This window comes from Arthrobacter sp. MDT2-16 (assembly GCF_054510925.1).
In genome coordinates this window covers 70,190-87,152 of record NZ_JBTNDP010000005.1, presented here as the reverse complement: position 1 = coordinate 87,152, position 16,963 = coordinate 70,190, and the positions used below count along the sequence as shown (strand labels likewise).

The following is a 16,963-nucleotide window of genomic DNA, read 5'->3' as shown; positions in this document are numbered from 1 at the left end:
TTATCGCAGGCGCGTCGGGGTTCCCGGGACGCGGCGGCGAGGCGCTGCTCACGCGAGACCGTTCGACGCCGGCTCCGGCGCTGCCACGGCCTAGAATCGAGGCATGACCTCCCCGTCCTCGGCGCCGTTCCCCGTGCCCGGCGCCCTGTCCGTCGCCCTGTCCGACGCCGCTCCGACCGTCGCCCCGGAGACCGCCGGATCCGCCGGTCGCACGCCCCGCACAGGCCGCGACGTCGTCGTCGGCGTACTCGCGGTGCAGGGCGACGTGCGGGAGCACATCGCGACCGTCGAGTCTCTCGGCGCGCGCGCCGTGCCCGTCCGGCGCGCCTCGGAGCTCGCAGCGATCGACGGCCTGATCCTCCCGGGCGGAGAATCGACCACGATGGACAAGCTGACGCGGACCTTCGGGCTGGCGGAACCGCTGCGCGGCTTGATCGACGGGGGGCTGCCGGTCTACGGATCCTGCGCGGGCATGATCTTGCTCTCCGACGTGATCGCCGATCCCTCGACCGACCGGCACGGCAATCCGCAGCAGACGCTCGGCGGCCTCGACATCGTGGTGCGGCGCAACGCCTTCGGCCGCCAGCGCGAGTCCTTCGAGGCGGATCTCGCGTTCGCCGGCCTCGCGGCAACCGGCCCCGCTGCAGGAGATGATCCCGTGCGGGCCGTCTTCATCCGCGCGCCATGGGTGGAGAAGGTGGGGGCCGACGTCGAGGTGCTCGCGCAGGTGCCCGCCGCCGAGACGCCGCAGGCCGGCCCGTCCGATGCCGCACCGGGAGCCGACTTGGAGCCGGTCGCTAGAATTGTCGCAGTGCGTTCAGGGAACCTGCTGGCCACGAGTTTCCACCCGGAAGTGACGGGGGAGCGGCGGGTCCACGAACTCTTTATCCGGATGATCAGAGGAGAAGCGTAAGCATGTCGGGGCACTCCAAGTGGGCAACAACCAAGCACAAGAAGGCTGCGATCGACGCCAAGCGCGCGAAGTCCTTCGCGAAGCTGATCAAGAACATCGAGGTCGCGGCACGGGCCGGCGGCGCCGACGTCGCGGGTAACCCGGGACTCGAGCTGGCCGTCTCCAAGGCCAAGAAGACCTCCGTGCCCATCGACAACATCAACCGCGCCGTCAAGCGCGGCGCCGGCCTGCTCGGCGAGGCCGTGGACTACCAGACCATCATGTACGAGGCGCGGGGCCCCCAGGGTTCGGCCCTGCTGATCGAGTGCCTGACGGACAACAAGAACCGTGCCGCCTCGGAGGTGCGCCTCGGGATCTCCCGCAACGGCGGCACGATCGCCGATCCCGGCTCGGTGTCGTACCTGTTCGCCCGCAAGGGCGTCGTGACGCTCCCGAAGAACGGCCTCACCGAGGACGAACTGCTCATGTCCGTCCTCGACGCCGGCGCGGACGAGGTCAAGGAATCGTCGGACACGTTCGAGATCGTCTCCGAGCCGCAGGACCTCCGGGCCGTGGTCGCCGCGCTCGACGAGAGCAGTATCGAGTACGAGACCGACGACGTCGAGTTCGTGCCGTCCATGCAGGTGGACCTGGATGCCGAGGGTGCCCGGAAGTTCCTCAAGCTCGTGGACGCCCTCGAGGAGCTCGACGACGTCCAGAACGTCTACTCGAACGCGCACCTGCCGGACGAGGTCCTGGCCGAGCTCGAGAACGACGACTGACATCGCCCACCTCCCTACCCACCCCGCCCGCCCGGTGACGCCGTGACCTACCGCGTGATGGGGGTGGACCCCGGCCTGACCCGCTGCGGGCTCGCCGTCGTCGACATCGAACCCAACCGGCGCTCCACGCTCGTCGCGGTCGGGGTGGTCGGTACGGAGGCGGGCAGGAGCCTCGACGAACGGCTCCTGGTGATCTCCGAGGCCGTGGACTCGTGGCTGGACCTGCACCAGCCGCAGGTCCTCGCCGTGGAACGCGTCTTCAGCCAGCTCAACGTCAGCACCGTCATGGGAACCGCCCAGGCCTCCGGCGTCGTGATCGTCTCCGCCGCGCGGCGTGGCATCCCGGTGGCCCTCCACACCCCCACCGAGGTGAAGGCCGCCGTCACCGGCAACGGACAGGCGGACAAGGTCGCCGTCACAAAGATGGTCACGAAGATCCTCCGGCTCGAGACGGCCCCGCGGCCGGCCGACGCCGCCGACGCCCTGGCCCTCGCGATCACGCACGCGTGGCGCAGGGGAGTGGCAGTGCAGGGCGCGGCGGCATCGGGGGGATCCGTCACCCCGGCGCAGCGCATCTGGGCCGAGGCCGAGGCGCGGGCGCGACGCCGCTGAGCGGGGCCCGTCGGCCGACGTCCTGACGCCCGGTGATGCCGCTCCGTCCGACACCCGGCTGCCGCCTCGCGCTGCGCACCCGGCGGTGTGGCGACTCGATCGATCGGCGGATCACCGGTATCTTTGACGATTAGAACGTATGTTCGACGCCGGTGACCGCCCGGACGTCCCCGTCAGCACCTGCACTGGAGCCCTTCATGATCAGTTCCCTGCGCGGAACAGTGACCCACGTGGGCCTGCACTCCGCCGTCCTCGACGTCAACGGCTTCGGTATGCAGGTCCAGGCGACACCGCAGACCCTCGCGGCTCTGCGCGTCGGCGAGCAGGCCTCGATCGCCACCGCGATGATCGTCCGCGAGGACTCCATGACGCTCTTCGGCTTCGAGGACGCGGACCAGCGGGAGGTCTTCGAGACGCTCCTGGCCGTCAGCGGCGTCGGCCCCCGCCTGGCCCTCGCCGTCCTCGCCGTCCACACGCCGGAGGCCATCCGCATCGCGGCGTCGTCCGGCGATGACAAGGCCTTCAGCAAGGTGCCCGGCATCGGCCCGAAGGGTGCCCGCCGGATCGTGCTCGAGCTCGCCGGGAAGCTCGTCCCGCTCGAGTCGAAGCCCGGCGTTCCCGCGCAGACCTGGCAGGGGCAGGTCCTCACCGCCATGATGGGCCTCGGCTGGTCCGAGAAGGATGCCGGCGCCGCGATCGACGCCGCCGTCGCCGACGCGCCCGACGTGGCCGCGACGGGTGACGTCGGGCAGATCCTGAAGCTGACGCTGCGCCGGCTCGGTCAGGACGGCGCCCGCAGCTCGGCACGCACGAGGGTCGGCTCATGACGGACAAGCAACCCCAGGAGGCACCGCTCGTCGCGCCGGCCGCCGACCCCGAGGACCGCGCCATCGAGGCCGCCCTCCGGCCGAAGAACCTCGACGACTTCGTGGGACAGAAGAGGGTCCGGAGGCAGCTCTCGCTCGTCCTGGAGGCCTCGCGCCTCCGCGGCCGCAGCGCCGACCACGTCCTGCTCTCCGGGCCTCCCGGCCTCGGCAAGACCACCCTCGCCATGATCATCGCAGCCGAGATGAACGCTCCGCTGCGCATCTCCTCGGGACCCGCGATCCAGCACGCGGGCGACCTCGCCGCCATCCTCTCCTCCCTGACCGACGGCGAGGTGCTCTTCCTCGACGAGATCCACCGCATGTCCCGGCCGGCCGAGGAGATGCTCTACATGGCCATGGAGGACTTCCGCGTCGACATCATCGTCGGCAAGGGTCCCGGCGCCACGGCGATCCCGCTCGAGCTGCCGCCTTTCACCCTCGTGGGCGCGACCACCCGCGCCGGGCTGCTGCCCGGTCCCCTCCGGGACCGCTTCGGCTTCACCGGGCACCTCGAGTTCTACTCCACGGAGGAACTCGAACTGGTGCTCCGCCGCTCGGCGATGCTCATGGACATGAAGGTGAACTCCGCGGCGTTCGCCGAGATCGCGAGCCGGTCCCGGGGGACGCCGCGTATCGCCAACCGCCTGCTGCGCCGCGTCCGGGACTGGGCGCTCGTGCACGGAGTGGACCTCATCGATGCCCGCTCGGCGAGTGCTGCGCTGGACATGTACGAGGTGGACGCCCGCGGACTCGACCGCCTGGACCGTTCCGTGCTCACCGCGCTCATCACGAAGTTCAACGGCGGGCCGGTGGGACTCTCGACGCTGGCGATCGCCGTCGGCGAGGAGCCGGAGACCGTCGAGACCGTCGCCGAGCCCTATCTGGTCCGCGAGGGACTGCTCGGACGGACGCCGCGCGGCAGGATCGCGACGGCTGCCGCCTGGAAGCACCTCGGCCTCGAGATGCCCCAGAACGCCGCCGCGGCGATGCCGGAGGACCTGTTCTCGGTGGCGCCGGAACCGCTGCTCGACGCCGAATCAGGCCTTGACAGCTGGGCGCAGACCGACTCCTGACGCGCGGAACGTCCAGCATTCCCCCCTACACTGGTGTGGACAGAAGTGGGCCAGGGCACAGGCGTGCCCCCCACCACACCCAGTCCCAGGAACGGATTCCCAGTGCTTGCACACGTAGTCGCCCAGACAGCCACCGGAGATGCCCCTCCCTTCGACATCTTCTCCCTCCTGCTGCCGCTGGCACTGGCGTTCCTGATCTTCACCATGTTCCGCAGGCAGCGCAAGACGCAGCAGCAGGTGAAGGAGATGCGCACGCAGATGGAGCCCGGCACGGAGGTCATGACGCAGTTCGGGCTCTACGGCACGATCGTCTCGATCGACCAGGAGAACAACAAGGCCGTCCTCGAGCTCTCTCCGGGCAACCTGGCGACGGTCCACACGCAGGCCCTGTCCAAGGTGGTCCAGCAGGACACCGCGGCCGTCGTCGACCCGGCCGTCGAGCCCGCCGTCGACGGTGCCTCCGTGCCCGACGACGCGTCCTCGATCAGCGACGACCGCATCGACCGCACGCCGTCCACTGGGTCCACCGCGGCGTCGGCACCCACGGCGGGCGGCACGGAGACCCCGGAGGAGACCCTCGGGCGCCTCGACCGTGAGGCCGTCCAGGAGAACCGCGACGCGCGGGACCCCCGCGACCCCAAAGCGACCCCCGACAACTAGCATTCCGTAGGGCCGGTCATCACGCCGCGCCCGTCAGAATCAATCCGGCGCAGCAGCCGCGCCACTGAATAAGGACATCCATCATGCCTCGTACCGGTCCCGGGACGGCAGCCAAGCGGACACTTGTCTGGCTGGGCGCATTGACAGCACTGCTCGCGATCCTGCTGGGAGCGGGTTCCTACTGGAGCACCGCGAGCTGGAGCCCCCGCCTCGCCCTCGACCTCGAGGGTGGAACGCAGATGATCCTCGCGCCCCGGGTCCAGGACGGCAGCGAGATCACGCCCGAACAGCTCGACCAGGCCGTGGAGATCATCCGCCAGCGTGTGGACGGCTCCGGCGTCGCGGAGGCCGAGATCAACACGCAGTCGGGCCAGAACGTCATCGTGTCCCTTCCCGGCACGCCGGACGCGCAGACGCGCGACCTCATTCAGGCCTCGGCGCAGATGGAGTTCCGCCCCGTCCTCGCCGGAGGGCCGGGTCAGGCCGCGGCTGCAGAGACGCCGACGCCGGACGATCAGCTGCCCAAGCCGGCCGCCGAGCCGCAGAACGCGAGCGATCCGAACTGGATCACACCGGAGCTGTACAAGGAGTTCGAGGCGCTCGACTGCCTCGATCCGGCAGCCCTGGAACCCGCCGAGGAGCCCGCGCCCGCCGACCAGCCCATGGTCGCGTGCGAGCCCGACTCGCAGGGCAAGTACATCCTCGGACCCGTCGAGGTCCCCGGCACGGACATCTCCACCGCGAGCTACGGCCTGCAGCGCGGCGCGCAGGGCCAGTCCCTGAACACCTGGGCCGTCACCATCGACTTCAACGACGAGGGAACCGACACCTTCCGGACCGTCACCGAGCGCCTGTACGCGATCGGCCAGGGCGACCCCCGCAACCAGTTCGCCATCGTGCTCGACGGTCGGATCGTCTCCGCGCCCACCACCAACGCCGTCATCCCCGACGGCAACCCCCAGATCTCGGGCAACTTCACCGAGGAGTCCGCCGCGGCCCTGGCGGAGCAGCTCAAGTACGGCGCGCTCCCCATCAGCTTCGAGATCCAGAGCGAACAGCAGATCTCCGCGACCCTCGGCGCCGACCAGCTGCGCCTCGGCCTGATCGCCGGCCTCATCGGCCTCCTGCTCGTCGCCGTCTACTCGATGTTCCAGTACCGGCTGCTGGGTTTGGTGACCATCGCCTCGCTGGTGGTCGCGGGCATCCTCACCTACCTGGCCATCTGCATCCTCGGCTGGACCGAGAACTACCGGCTGTCCCTCGCCGGCGTCGCCGGGCTCATCGTCGCCATCGGGCAGACCGCGGACTCCTTCATCGTCTACTTCGAGCGCATCCGTGACGAACTGCGCGACGGCCGCGGCCTCGTCTCCGCCGTGGAGAACGGCTGGCGCCGCGCGAAGCGGACCGTGCTCGCGTCCAAGGCCGTGAACCTCCTCGCAGCCCTCGTGCTGTACTTCGTGGCCGTCGGCAACGTGCGCGGGTTCGCCTTCACGCTCGGCCTCACGGCGATCGCCGACCTCGTGGTCGTCTTCCTGTTCACGCACCCGGTCCTGCGTCTGCTGGCCAGGACGAAGTTCTTCGGCGAGGGCCACCCGTGGTCCGGGCTGGACCCCAGCCGCCTCGGTGGCATCCCGCTCTACCGCGGCGCCGGCCGACTGCGCGAGCCGGGCGAGAAGCCCGTCGTCGTCGCCCGCGCCAAGAACAAGGGAGCCACGGCCGAGGCCGAGCGGCGCATGACCATCGCCGAGCGCCGTCGCGCGGAGCAGCAGAAAGCCCTCGCCGGGCGCACCGGGTCCTCGGCCGTCGGATCCTCCGTCGCCCAGGACGCGGAACTCGCCATCGACCGCGCGGAACCCGCCGTCGCCGGGCGCACCGGCTCCCGTGCCGCTCGTACCGGCTCCTCCGTCGCCGGGCGCACCGGTTCCTCCCAGAAAGAGACCAACGAATGAGCCGCACAAGCTTCGCCACGTTCGGCAACGAGCTATACTCGGGAAAGCGCTCCTACCCCTTCGTCGCCAAGCGGAACCTCTGGTTCCTCATCGCAGGCATCGCGCTCCTGATCTCGATCCTCATCCCGGTGGTCAAGGGCGGCTTCAACCTCGGCATCGACTTCCGCGGCGGCTCGGAGTTCACCGTCTCCGCGACGGAGAACACGGACGTCGCCATCGGTGAGCGCGCCGTCACCGACGTCGTCACCGACGCCGTCCCGCGCGTGACCAACATCGCCGCGGACACCATGCGCATCCAGACCGAGCGCCTGTCCGACGACGAGACGCTCAGTGTCCGGGACAACCTCGTCAGCGGGTACGGCGTCGACGAGGACCAGGTGACCTCGAGCTTCGTCGGCCCGACCTGGGGCGAGGACGTCAGCCGTCAGGCCCTGATCGGCTTCGGGGTCTTCGTCTTCCTGGCCGCCGTCCTGATGGCCATCTACTTCCGTACGTGGAAGATGGCCTTGGCCGCGATGGCCGCGCTCGTCGTCGTCATGGTGGTCACGGCCGGCCTGTACTCGCTCAGCGACTTCGAGGTCACGCCGTCGGCGATCATCGGCTTCCTGACCATCCTCAGTTACGCGCTGTACGACACCGTGGTGGTGTTCGACAAGATCCGCGAGAACACCGCGGACATCACCATCTCGACGAAGCGGACCTTCGCCGAGCAGGTGAACCTCGCGGTGAACCAGACGCTCGTGCGGTCGATCAACACCTCGGTGGTGGCCATCCTGCCCGTCGCGTCGATCCTGTTCATCGGCGCGTTCCTGCTGGGTGCCGGCACCCTCCAGGATCTCTCGCTGGCCCTGTTCATCGGGATCATCCTGGGCACGCTGGGCACCATCTTCATCGCCGCCCCCCTGTACGCGGCGCTGCGGCTCAACGAGCCGGAGCTGAGGAAGCAGGAGAAGAAGGTCCTCGCGCGGCGCACGCTCGAGGCGTCGGCCGTCTGACGGCACCCGGCCCGAACCAGCCGTCCTCAGCCGCAGGGGCCCGTACGGGCCCCTGCGGCTTAGGCGCTTCCGGCCCGGCTAGACTTGGAGATGCCGCCTGACGTGCGGCGCAGGCGATCCTCACGGGATCCCGGATCGAGATCGAGGGACTGGACATGGCTGAAGCGGTGAACCCCGGAGGCGATCAGGGTGCTGTGGCGCCGGGCGTCCCCGGACCGGTCGCCACCGATGCCACGCGCTCCGGTCTCGGCCGGGGGCTCGTGCAGCCGGCCTCGCCCACCTCGGCGCCGTCGGCGACGAGCGCCGACCAGGCGGCTCCGGGCCGTCGCGGCCGGACCCGGGCGCGCATCGCCCGGCTGACCGGGCGCGGGTCCTCCGGCTACTCACCGGTGCTCGAGCCGCTGCTGCGCACCGTCCGGGCGAACAACCCGCGCGAGGACCTGGACCTCATCCAGCGGGCCTACCTCGTGGCCGAGCGGAGCCACGAAGGCCAGACGCGCAAGAGCGGCGATCCCTACATCACGCATCCCGTGGCCGTCGCCACGATCCTCGCCGAACTCGGCATGACCGGCACCACCCTCGCGGCGGCACTCCTGCACGACACCGTGGAGGACACCTCGTACACCCTCGAGGAGCTCAAACGCGACTTCGGGCCCGAGGTCGCGATGCTCGTGGACGGCGTCACCAAGCTCGACAAGGTGTCCTTCGGCGACGCCGCGCAGGCCGAGACCGTCCGCAAGATGGTCGTGGCCATGGCGAAGGACATCCGGGTCCTCGTCATCAAGCTCGCCGACCGGCTGCACAACGCCCGTACCTGGCGTTTCGTCTCGCCGGCGTCGTCGGCGAAGAAGGCGAGGGAGACCCTCGAGATCTTCGCGCCGCTCGCGCACCGCCTCGGCATGAACACCATCAAGTGGGAGCTCGAGGATCTATCGTTCGCCGCCTTGCACCCGAAGGTGTACGAGGAGATCGTCCGGATGGTGGGGGACCGGACACCCGAGCGGGAGAAGCACCTCAGCCTCGTCCGCAACCAGATCGATGAGGATCTCCGGGCGGTGAAGATCAAGGCGACGATCACGGGCCGCCCCAAGCACTACTACTCGATCTACCAGAAGATGATCGTCCGGGGCAAGGACTTCGACGACATCCATGACCTCATGGGCGTGCGCGTGCTGGTGGACAGCGTGCGCGACTGCTATGCGACCCTCGGCTCGCTGCACTCCCGCTGGAACCCCCTGCCCGGGCGGTTCAAGGACTACATCGCGATGCCCAAGTTCAACATGTACCAGTCGCTGCACACCACGGTGATCGGACCAGGCGGGAAGCCCGTGGAGATCCAGATCCGTACCCACGACATGCACCGGCGCGCCGAGTACGGCGTGGCCGCGCACTGGAAGTACAAGAGCGGCGGCCGGCAGCTCGAGGCGTCGGACAACGGCGACATGGGCTGGCTGCGGAGTCTCGTGGACTGGCAGCAGGAGACCTCGGACCCGGACGAGTTCCTCGACTCACTGCGGTTCGAGATCAACGCCCGCGAGGTCTTCGTCTTCACGCCCAAGGGCGAGGTCATGGCGCTGCCGGCGGGGTCGACGCCGGTCGACTTCGCGTACGCCGTGCATACCGAGGTGGGGCACCGGACCATCGGCGCCCGGGTCAACGGTAAGCTCGTGCCCCTCAACAGCGAGCTGAACCACGGTGACTGGGTGGAGATCTTCACCTCCAAGGCCGAGGGGGCGGGTCCCAGCCAGGACTGGCAGGGCTTCGTCAAGAGCCCGCGCGCCCGGAACAAGATCCGGCAGTGGTTCACCAAGGAGCGCCGCGAGGAGGCCATCGACAAGGGCAAGGAGCTGCTGACGCGCGCGATGCGCAAGCAGAACCTCCCGCTGCAGCGCATGATGACGCACAGCGCCCTGATGACGGTCGCGGGGGAACTCAAGCACCAGGACATCTCGGCCCTCTATGCCGCGGTCGGGGACGGCCACACCTCCGCGCAGAACGTCATCGAGCATCTCGTGGCACTCATGGGCGGCCACGAGGGCGCCGAGGACAAGATCGCGGAGACGGCGGTCGCCACGCAGCCGCGGCGTCCCAAGTTCTCCGACTCGGGCGTGACGGTCCGGGGTGTGGGCGATGTGTGGGTCAAGCTCGCGCGCTGCTGCACGCCTGTGCCGCCGGATCCGATCATCGGGTTCGTTACCCGCGGTTCGGGTGTCTCCGTGCACCGCAGCGACTGCCGCAACGTGCAGGAGTTGCGCGACCAGCCGGACCGGATCGTGCCCGTGGAGTGGGCGCCCACGCAGTCGAGCGTGTTCCTCGTGGAGATCCAGGTGGAGGCGCTGGACCGCAAGAGCCTGCTGTCCGACGTGACGAGCGTACTCGCCGAGAACCACGTCAACATCCTTGCCGCGAACGTCAACACGTCGTCGGACCGGGTGGCGATGTCGCGCTTCGCGTTCGAGATGGGCGATCCGAAGTACTTGAGCCACATCCTCAGCGCCGTACGCCGGATCGACGGCGTGTTCGACGTGTACCGGACTACGGGCTCCCAGCGCCGCCCCTGACGGTTCGCGGTCATACCCGGCACCGATGCTGGCGCGCGAGGCGCAGCCGCGTGAGCGCCCTGGTCTTGCCCGGCACGCGCGGAGTGGTGACGAGTGCCGCCTCGACGAGCCGGAGGGGACAGCCCAGGTTCCCGGCGCTGCCGATGGCCCGGAGGATGGGCACCGCGTCGGTGTCCTCCCCGTGCACCGCGATGTCCAGCGCGGTCCGCAGGGGCGTGGTCACGGACACCCCGCCCACCAGGTTGACGTCGAAGGGCCCGAGCGCCACCTGATGCATCACGGCGGGCGAGAACGGCGGCAGAGCCGTGGTGCGACGCCGATGGTCCGTGACGAGGCTGATCAGTGCGGGCGGGGGAGCGCACCCGTAGATCCAGGCGGCACAGGTACGGCCCAGGGCCACGCGTGCCCGGAGCGGCGCGGGGACGCAGCGGACCGCGGCCTGCGCCCTCGACGCGGGATCCTCCCTGAAGTCGCTGCGGAGATAGGTGTCTCCGATGACGAGGCGCACGAGTCCGTCGAGCCGCATGGCCTGCAGCTCCGCCGATGTGAAGACCTCCCCGGCCTGGAACAGTGCGCCCCCGGTGGAGGTCAGGGGCCGCCCGTCCGCACCGAGGATCCTCTCGGGCGGTGCTGCGGCGTCGGAACTGTCCAGGGGTGGCATTGCTCCAGCATCCCCACCGCCGAGGGCACGAAGAAGCCCTCCGGTGCCGATGTGGACAACCTGTGCCGGAAGACCATGGGAGAGCTGATGGGGGCGGATCCCGACAGGGACCCGCCCCATTCCCGGTGGCTAGGAGATCTGCAGACCACCATTGATGTCGTAGGTGGCGGCGGTGATGTAACCGGCGTCAGGTCCCACCAGGAAGCAGATCAGGGCGGCGATATCGTCGACGGTTCCGACCCGCCCCATCAGGATGTCCCTGGACATGTCCTGCTTGCGTTCCTCGGTGAGGGTGCCGCCCATGATGTCGGTGTCCACCGGTCCGGGAGCGACGGCGTTGACGGTGATGCCGTGTTCGCCCATCTCACGTGCCAGGGCGCGGGTGAAGCCGATGATGCCGGCCTTGGACGCACTATAGGCCACCTTCGAGTAGGTGCCGCCGCCGCGCTGTGCCGAGATGGAGGAGATGCTGACCACGCGGCCGAGTCCGCGCTCGATCATCCCGTGCAGGGCGCGCTGCGTGACCAGGAACGTGCCGGTCATGTTGACCGCGAACACCCGCTCCCAGGCTTCCTTGGTCTCCTGCATGAACTCGGTGGGGGAACTGATTCCGGCGAGATTCACCAGTGCGACGATCGGCGGCACCGATGCTTCGACGGTGGTCAGGGCGGCATCGACGGACGCCTCGTCGGAGACATCGGCGGCGACGCCGACTGTCTGCACACCGTGCCGCTGCGCGATGTCCGCTGCGGCCTCTTCCGCTGCGCTGCCGTCGATGTCGAGGATTGCCACCGACCAGCCGTCGCGGGCCAGCCTGTCGGCGGTCGCGCGGCCGATGCCGCGGGCCGACGCTGCTCCGGTGAGAACTGCGGTGCGTTCGATCGGAAAAGTCACGTGATCTCCTGGTGTTGTCTTTGCGGGCGAATGAAACGTTCGTAGTCGTCGTACGTCTGGTTGATGTGTGCTTGCATCGCCTGGCGCGCCATCTCCGGGTTCCGGGTACGGATGGCCTCCAGCACCGACGTGTGGTGCGCGATGGCGTGCTGCTGTACCTCGTGGAAAGACGACGTCTCCCGCCGCATCGTGTACAGCAACTTGCTGAGCGGTCCGAGAACGACCGGCAGGAACGGGTTGGCCGAGGCCCTGAAGATCGCGTCATGGAACGCGATGTCCGCCGCAGTGACAGCGTCGAGGTCGCGCGCCTCGTGGGCCGTCCGCAACGCGGCATTGGCCGTCGCCATCCTGACCAGGTCCTCGTCGGTGGCATGAAGCGCGGCCAGCTCAGCGGCACCGGTTTCCACCATCCGCCGGACCTCCAGCAGGCGCAACGACACGTCGGGAGAGTCGGCGGTGGTCGATGCGTGCCTGAGGATGGCCTGCAGATCGGTCCACTGGGCGGCCGGATTGACGTAGGTCCCCAAGCCACGCTTGATCTGCACCACGTGCTGCGCCTGGAGCTGCTTGAGCGCCTCGCGGACCGTCAACCGGCTGACGTCCAGGGAAGCCGCCAGGTCGTTCTCCGGGGGAAGTGCCGCTCCGGGTTGGTACGTGCCGTCGATGATCCGTTCGAGGATGTCGTCGAACACCGATTCAGCAAGCGGTCTCCGTGCCATCGGCCTCCCCTCCCGCGGTGTTCATAGCGGTGGCGTCCACCGCAGCGGCGCGCCGCTGCGGTGCGACCACCTTGATCACCGAGGAATCGTCGGCACTGCCCAGGCCTTGGGTCTGGCCCAGCAGGAACAGCTGCTCGGCGGCCGCAGCGACCGGCGCCGCAAGTCCTGCCGTCCGCGCTGCCTTTCCCACAATGCCGAGGTCCTTGACGAAGATGTCCAGCCTGCTGAGCACGTCGGCAGGGTCGTCGTACCCCTGCACCATGCGGGGCCCCCGGTTGGACAGCATGAACGACGACGCCGCCCCGGTCTCGAGCGCAGCAAGAGCCAGCGGCTGGTCCAGCCCGAGCGCATCGGCGAGCGCGAGAGCCTCCGCAGCCGCAGCGATGTGTACGCCGCAGAGCAGCTGGTTCACCGTCTTCATCGCCTGGCCGTCACCGGCCTTGTTCCCGATGACGGTCAGCGTCGACGCGAGCCGCTCCAGGACGGGCCGAGCGGTGTCCAGGGCCGATGGATCAGCGCCCACCACGATCAGCAGATCACCCTCGCCGGCTCGCACCGGCCCGCCGGACAACGGTGCGTCGACCAGCGCTACACCCAGGTCGCCGAGCCGCTCGGCCCAGGAAGCGACTGCGTCCATCCCCACGGTGCTGGTCATCACGACGGTGGCGCCTGTCATGAGAGCAGCCGCAACCCCGTCGTCGCCGAAGAGGACATCCTCCACCTGAGCGGCGTCTCGGACTGCGAGCAGCACGATCCCGGCATCGGTCACCGCGTCGGTGGCCGTCGCTGCACACGGGAGTCCTGCCTTCTCGGCCCTCTCCCGTGAGGCCCCCATGGAGTCGTACCCGGTCACCGCGAACCTGCCGGCCAGCCGGGTTGCCATCGGCAGGCCCATGGCACCGAGACCGAGGACGGCGACCGTCGCGCGCTCAGGGTCATACTTCATGAGTGGCGCCCGTGGTAGCGGCGGAACCCGTCGCGGGGACGCGGAGGACATCGACCACGTCAGCAAGGGATGTGTCGGTTCCGACGTTGCCGGCGAACACCACGAACGGGATGGAACCGGCCGGGCCGTCGGCCGGCTGCCAGAGGGACACAATGCCCGGCAGCATCGGTCCGCGCACCAGCGCACGGCGGATCGAGAGCCCGTGTGCGGCGACGTCGGAGGACGTGATGCCACCCTTGGCGATGACGAAGCGCACCGGGGTCTCGGCGATCGTGGACCGGACGACGTCGACCACTGCCCGCGAGACGGTACGGGCGAACTCCAGGCTCTGCTCCGGATCGTCGGACCGGATCAGGCGGCGGCTGGTATGCAGGATGACCTCGCCGGATGGGAGGCCGTCGACGACGGCCCGGACGGCTTCCGCCACACCGGTATGCCGCCGTTCCGGATCGAGGACGGCTTCGACGTCGAGCTCGACGAGCCGGGCCTCGGGCCGCCGTGCGATTAGGGCGTCCAGCTGCCGGGTGGTCAGCCCCACATGGGAGCCCACCACGACCAGCCCACCCGAGGCGGGAGCGTCCAGGCCCATGAACACGTCTTCTGCCGTCAGCGGCGTGCGCTCGCCCTGGCCTATCCGGGCACGGACGAACGGTGGACCCACCCGGTACAGCAGCTTCTTGCCGCGTCGTTCGGATTCCTCGAGGCCCAGGGCGAGTGCCCGGAGATCGTCCTCGGTGACGGCGTCGACCACGATAGGGATGGCATCGGCCGCCGCCTCCAGAGCGTCGGCAATGCCCTCCGCGCCGGAGCGGATGGTCGAGAGGTCGAGCCGGATGACGGCACCGGCCGCCCCGCCAGTCTTCTCAGCCACATAGTCACCGAGGTCCGATGACGTGAATCCGAAGGTGGCGTCCAGGGCGAATTCGGTGTCGGCGACCGGAGTGACCGCGCCGTCATCGCCACGCAAGTAGTGAGTGCCACCGATTGTGATGCGGCCGGCGTCGGGAAAGGCCGGCACCAGGAGGACGCCGTCGGTCCCGATGCCCGTGCGTGACAGCAGGGTTGCGCCGATGACGTCGGTCTCGAGCGGGAAGTGACCGCGGAGGGTCGAGTCGCTGCGGCTGACGAAGCCGACGGTGATCCCCGCAGTCTCGGCGGCATGAAGCGAATTGGTGACGATCTCCCGGTTGCGCGACGCTGTGGTCTCCGGGTCGAGGCTGCGGGTGTTGGTCAGGACGTAGACCGCCGGTGCCGGTGTACCATCGATGCGCTGGGCGAACGCCCATGCGAAATCGTCCGATTCCCAGGAGGTGAGGACCGGAAGGTCGGCAACTGACTGGGTGCCGGTCGGATCGTCATCGAGGACTACCAAGATCCGTCCGGAGGCCTCGACGGCGGCGGCGATGACCTCCGGGTCGATGGCCTGGACGGGTGGGTAACCTCTGAGCAACTCTTCTTCGAGTATCACTGATCCGCGCTTTCGTAACTCGGTGTCTAAAGGCACTTGTCAGATGTCTTATGTCCGGTGTTAGTGTGACAGGCAGCACAGTGCCCGTCAAAAGAATCGACCCGGCCGGTGTGACCACCTGAGACGGCAACGAGGCCTGCTCAGTGACCGAGGAGCAGTACGTGGACATACAACTTCTTCTAGCGCTCGTCCTGGGTATCGCCACCATCATCGTCCTGGTGCTGAGGACACGGCTCGATGCGTTCGTAGCACTCCTGATCGCTGCGCTGGTGACCGGTATCGTTGCCGGCCAGGCGCCGCTCGACATCGTCTCGTCGATCACGACGGGCTTCGGCAACACCCTGGCGTCGATCGGCATCGTGATCGGTCTGGGTGTCGGGATCGGCAAGATCCTCGAGGTCTCGGGCGCCGCCAATTCCTTGGCCATGGCCTTCCTCAAGCTCTTCGGCAAGGGCCGTGAGCCGTGGGCCCTGGGCAGTGTGGGCGCACTGGTCTCCATTCCGGTGTTCTGCGACTCCGGTTACGTCATCATGAACCCGTTGGCCCGTTCGATTGCCCGGGTCAAGCGCGCCGGGTACATCACCCTTGCACTGGCCCTCGGTTGCGGTATGACGCTGACGCACCATCTGGTGCCTCCGACGCCCGGTCCGCTGGCTGTCGCCGGCATCCTCGGCGCCGATCTCGGGGCGCTGATCCTTGCGGGGCTCGTGTTCACCATCCTGCTGCTGCCGATCGTCGTCCTCTACGCCCAGTGGATGGGCCCGAAGATCGAGCCTTCCATGAACGCGTCCGTCCGGGAGGCCGTCTACGGCACGGCACACGCCGTGAGCGGACGTCGCGGCAGTACTGCTGTCGCGGAGCACGACGGCGGCGCCGGAGAAGGTGACGATACCCCGTCGATGGAGATCGACGACACCGGTCTCGGCACACCTCCTGCAGGCGCCAAGCCTCACCGGGTCGGCGCCTTCGTTGCGTCGCTGCCACTGCTGGTGCCGCTGCTCCTGATCATCCTCAACACCGTCAGTGGCGCGATCGACCAGAACAACCAGGGCGTCGTCGGCACCGGGGAGTACACGCCGTCATCGTGGGCCGTGCCGTTGGCGTTCATCGGCAATCCCGTTGTTGCACTGGTCATCGGCGTCATCCTCGCGGTCTACGTGCTGCTGCCCCGCTGGACCCCGCGTTCCAAGGTTCAGGGCTGGTTCGGTGAGGCCGCGGCCTCGGCCGGCTTGATCCTTCTCATCACCGGTGCCGGTGGAGCACTGGGACAGGTGCTGCGAAGCTCGGGTGTTGGCGATGCCCTCGCCGAGGCTATTGCCGGCACTCCGTTGCCGGCGTTCCTGGTGCCGTTCCTCATCGCGACACTGGTTCGTATCGCCCAGGGCTCGGGCACAGTCGCGATGATCACCGCCGCATCCGTGACGGCGCCGCTGGTGGGCTCCCTGGGTATCGACCCCATCGTCGCGGCACTCGCCTGCACAGCCGGTTCGATGGTCTTCAGCTACTTCAACGACTCCTACTTCTGGGTCGTGACCCGCTTCGCCGGTCTTGACGGCGTCGCAGCTCTCAAGGGCTGGTCGGGCATCACGACGGCGGTATGGGCCGGTTCGATCCCGCTGCTGTTCATCGCCAACGCTGTCCTCGGCTGATTCGCGGGATCCTTCCACGATTGCCGGGCGGCTCGGGTGTGTTGTATCCGAGCCCCCGGCTACCGTTGTTCGGCGAAGAGGCTCGGCGCGAACCGGTCCGTCGTGCGTCGCCGGTGCACCCGCAGGTGGTCTCAGGAGTGCGGCACGGTCGAGCGCATTTCTGTCCTGTGGCGCGTCGTCCCCGCGCCCACCTCGGTTCCGTCCCCGAGGGTAGGGAGCCCCTGCGAACGCAAGAG

15 protein-coding genes are annotated in these 16,963 nt (G+C 68.9%); 10 read left to right on the top strand and 5 right to left on the bottom strand.

Going from position 1 to position 16,963, the window contains the following annotated elements:
• Positions 1–103 precede the first annotated feature (103 nt).
• The 9 genes from pdxT (at position 104) to ACX80N_RS10425 (ending at position 10,390) form a co-directional block, all read left to right on the top strand.
• Entirely contained in the window at positions 104–913 is an 810-nt protein-coding gene (pdxT, locus tag ACX80N_RS10465; protein WP_459339346.1) for a pyridoxal 5'-phosphate synthase glutaminase subunit PdxT, read from the top strand.
• Positions 914–915: 2 nt separating this feature from the next.
• Positions 916–1,674, top strand: a complete 759-nt coding sequence (locus ACX80N_RS10460) for a YebC/PmpR family DNA-binding transcriptional regulator (protein WP_105030437.1) — start codon at positions 916–918, stop codon at positions 1,672–1,674.
• A gap of 42 nt (positions 1,675–1,716) precedes the next feature.
• Positions 1,717–2,286: a crossover junction endodeoxyribonuclease RuvC gene (ruvC, locus tag ACX80N_RS10455; RefSeq protein WP_105030436.1), complete on the top strand. Its 570-nt coding sequence runs from the start codon at positions 1,717–1,719 to the stop codon at positions 2,284–2,286.
• A gap of 197 nt (positions 2,287–2,483) precedes the next feature.
• Entirely contained in the window at positions 2,484–3,113 is a 630-nt protein-coding gene (gene ruvA, locus ACX80N_RS10450; protein WP_105030435.1) for a Holliday junction branch migration protein RuvA, read from the top strand.
• A complete protein-coding gene (gene ruvB, locus ACX80N_RS10445; protein ID WP_459339345.1) occupies positions 3,110–4,225 on the top strand; it encodes a Holliday junction branch migration DNA helicase RuvB in 1,116 nt (371 codons plus the stop codon). Before ruvA ends, ruvB begins: the two co-directional genes overlap by 4 nt.
• Positions 4,226–4,327: 102 nt before the next feature.
• A complete protein-coding gene (yajC, locus tag ACX80N_RS10440; RefSeq protein WP_459339344.1) occupies positions 4,328–4,885 on the top strand; it encodes a preprotein translocase subunit YajC in 558 nt (185 codons plus the stop codon).
• A gap of 83 nt (positions 4,886–4,968) precedes the next feature.
• Positions 4,969–6,834, top strand: a complete 1,866-nt coding sequence (gene secD, locus ACX80N_RS10435) for a protein translocase subunit SecD (protein ID WP_459339343.1) — start codon at positions 4,969–4,971, stop codon at positions 6,832–6,834.
• On the top strand, positions 6,831–7,829 hold the full coding sequence (gene secF, locus ACX80N_RS10430; RefSeq protein WP_459339342.1) for a protein translocase subunit SecF: 999 nt from the start codon (positions 6,831–6,833) through the stop codon (positions 7,827–7,829). Before secD ends, secF begins: the two co-directional genes overlap by 4 nt.
• A 155-nt stretch (positions 7,830–7,984) precedes the next feature.
• Positions 7,985–10,390: a RelA/SpoT family protein gene (locus ACX80N_RS10425; protein ID WP_459339341.1), complete on the top strand. Its 2,406-nt coding sequence runs from the start codon at positions 7,985–7,987 to the stop codon at positions 10,388–10,390.
• Between the two features lie 10 nt (positions 10,391–10,400).
• Here the strand turns inward: ACX80N_RS10425 and ACX80N_RS10420 are convergent, their stop codons facing one another.
• The 5 genes from ACX80N_RS10420 to ACX80N_RS10400 all read right to left on the bottom strand — a co-directional run bounded on the left by ACX80N_RS10420 (position 10,401) and on the right by ACX80N_RS10400 (position 15,078).
• On the bottom strand, positions 10,401–11,051 hold the full coding sequence (locus tag ACX80N_RS10420) for a hypothetical protein (RefSeq protein ID WP_459339340.1): 651 nt from the start codon (positions 11,049–11,051) through the stop codon (positions 10,401–10,403).
• 129 nt (positions 11,052–11,180) lie between these two features.
• Positions 11,181–11,945, bottom strand: a complete 765-nt coding sequence (locus tag ACX80N_RS10415) for an SDR family NAD(P)-dependent oxidoreductase (protein WP_105030430.1) — start codon at positions 11,943–11,945, stop codon at positions 11,181–11,183.
• Positions 11,942–12,637: a FadR/GntR family transcriptional regulator gene (locus tag ACX80N_RS10410; RefSeq protein WP_459339339.1), complete on the bottom strand. Its 696-nt coding sequence runs from the start codon at positions 12,635–12,637 to the stop codon at positions 11,942–11,944. Before ACX80N_RS10410 ends, ACX80N_RS10415 begins: the two co-directional genes overlap by 4 nt.
• A 4-nt stretch (positions 12,638–12,641) precedes the next feature.
• Complete coding sequence (locus ACX80N_RS10405; protein WP_459339338.1) at positions 12,642–13,610, bottom strand: NAD(P)-dependent oxidoreductase; 969 nt, start codon at positions 13,608–13,610, stop codon at positions 12,642–12,644.
• Entirely contained in the window at positions 13,600–15,078 is a 1,479-nt protein-coding gene (locus ACX80N_RS10400) for a four-carbon acid sugar kinase family protein (RefSeq protein WP_459339337.1), read from the bottom strand. Before ACX80N_RS10400 ends, ACX80N_RS10405 begins: the two co-directional genes overlap by 11 nt.
• Before the next feature lie 143 nt (positions 15,079–15,221).
• On the opposite strand from ACX80N_RS10400, the gene ACX80N_RS10395 reads away from it, so the two are divergent.
• Positions 15,222–16,727, top strand: a complete 1,506-nt coding sequence (locus tag ACX80N_RS10395; protein WP_459339336.1) for a GntP family permease — start codon at positions 15,222–15,224, stop codon at positions 16,725–16,727.
• The last annotated feature ends 236 nt before the right edge of the window (positions 16,728–16,963 follow it).

Bases quoted from the DNA above. Each gene is read 5' to 3' on its own strand.
- pdxT (WP_459339346.1), top strand. From the start codon at position 104: ATGACCTCCCCGTCCTCGGCGCCGTTCCCCGTGCCCGGCGCCCTGTCC.
- ACX80N_RS10460 (WP_105030437.1), top strand. From the start codon at position 916: ATGTCGGGGCACTCCAAGTGGGCAACAACCAAGCACAAGAAGGCTGCG.
- ruvA (WP_105030435.1), top strand. From the start codon at position 2,484: ATGATCAGTTCCCTGCGCGGAACAGTGACCCACGTGGGCCTGCACTCC.
- ruvB (WP_459339345.1), top strand. From the start codon at position 3,110: ATGACGGACAAGCAACCCCAGGAGGCACCGCTCGTCGCGCCGGCCGCC.
- secD (WP_459339343.1), top strand. From the start codon at position 4,969: ATGCCTCGTACCGGTCCCGGGACGGCAGCCAAGCGGACACTTGTCTGG.
- secF (WP_459339342.1), top strand. From the start codon at position 6,831: ATGAGCCGCACAAGCTTCGCCACGTTCGGCAACGAGCTATACTCGGGA.
- ACX80N_RS10425 (WP_459339341.1), top strand. From the start codon at position 7,985: ATGGCTGAAGCGGTGAACCCCGGAGGCGATCAGGGTGCTGTGGCGCCG.
- ACX80N_RS10420 (WP_459339340.1), bottom strand. From the start codon at position 11,051: ATGCCACCCCTGGACAGTTCCGACGCCGCAGCACCGCCCGAGAGGATC.
- ACX80N_RS10405 (WP_459339338.1), bottom strand. From the start codon at position 13,610: ATGAAGTATGACCCTGAGCGCGCGACGGTCGCCGTCCTCGGTCTCGGT.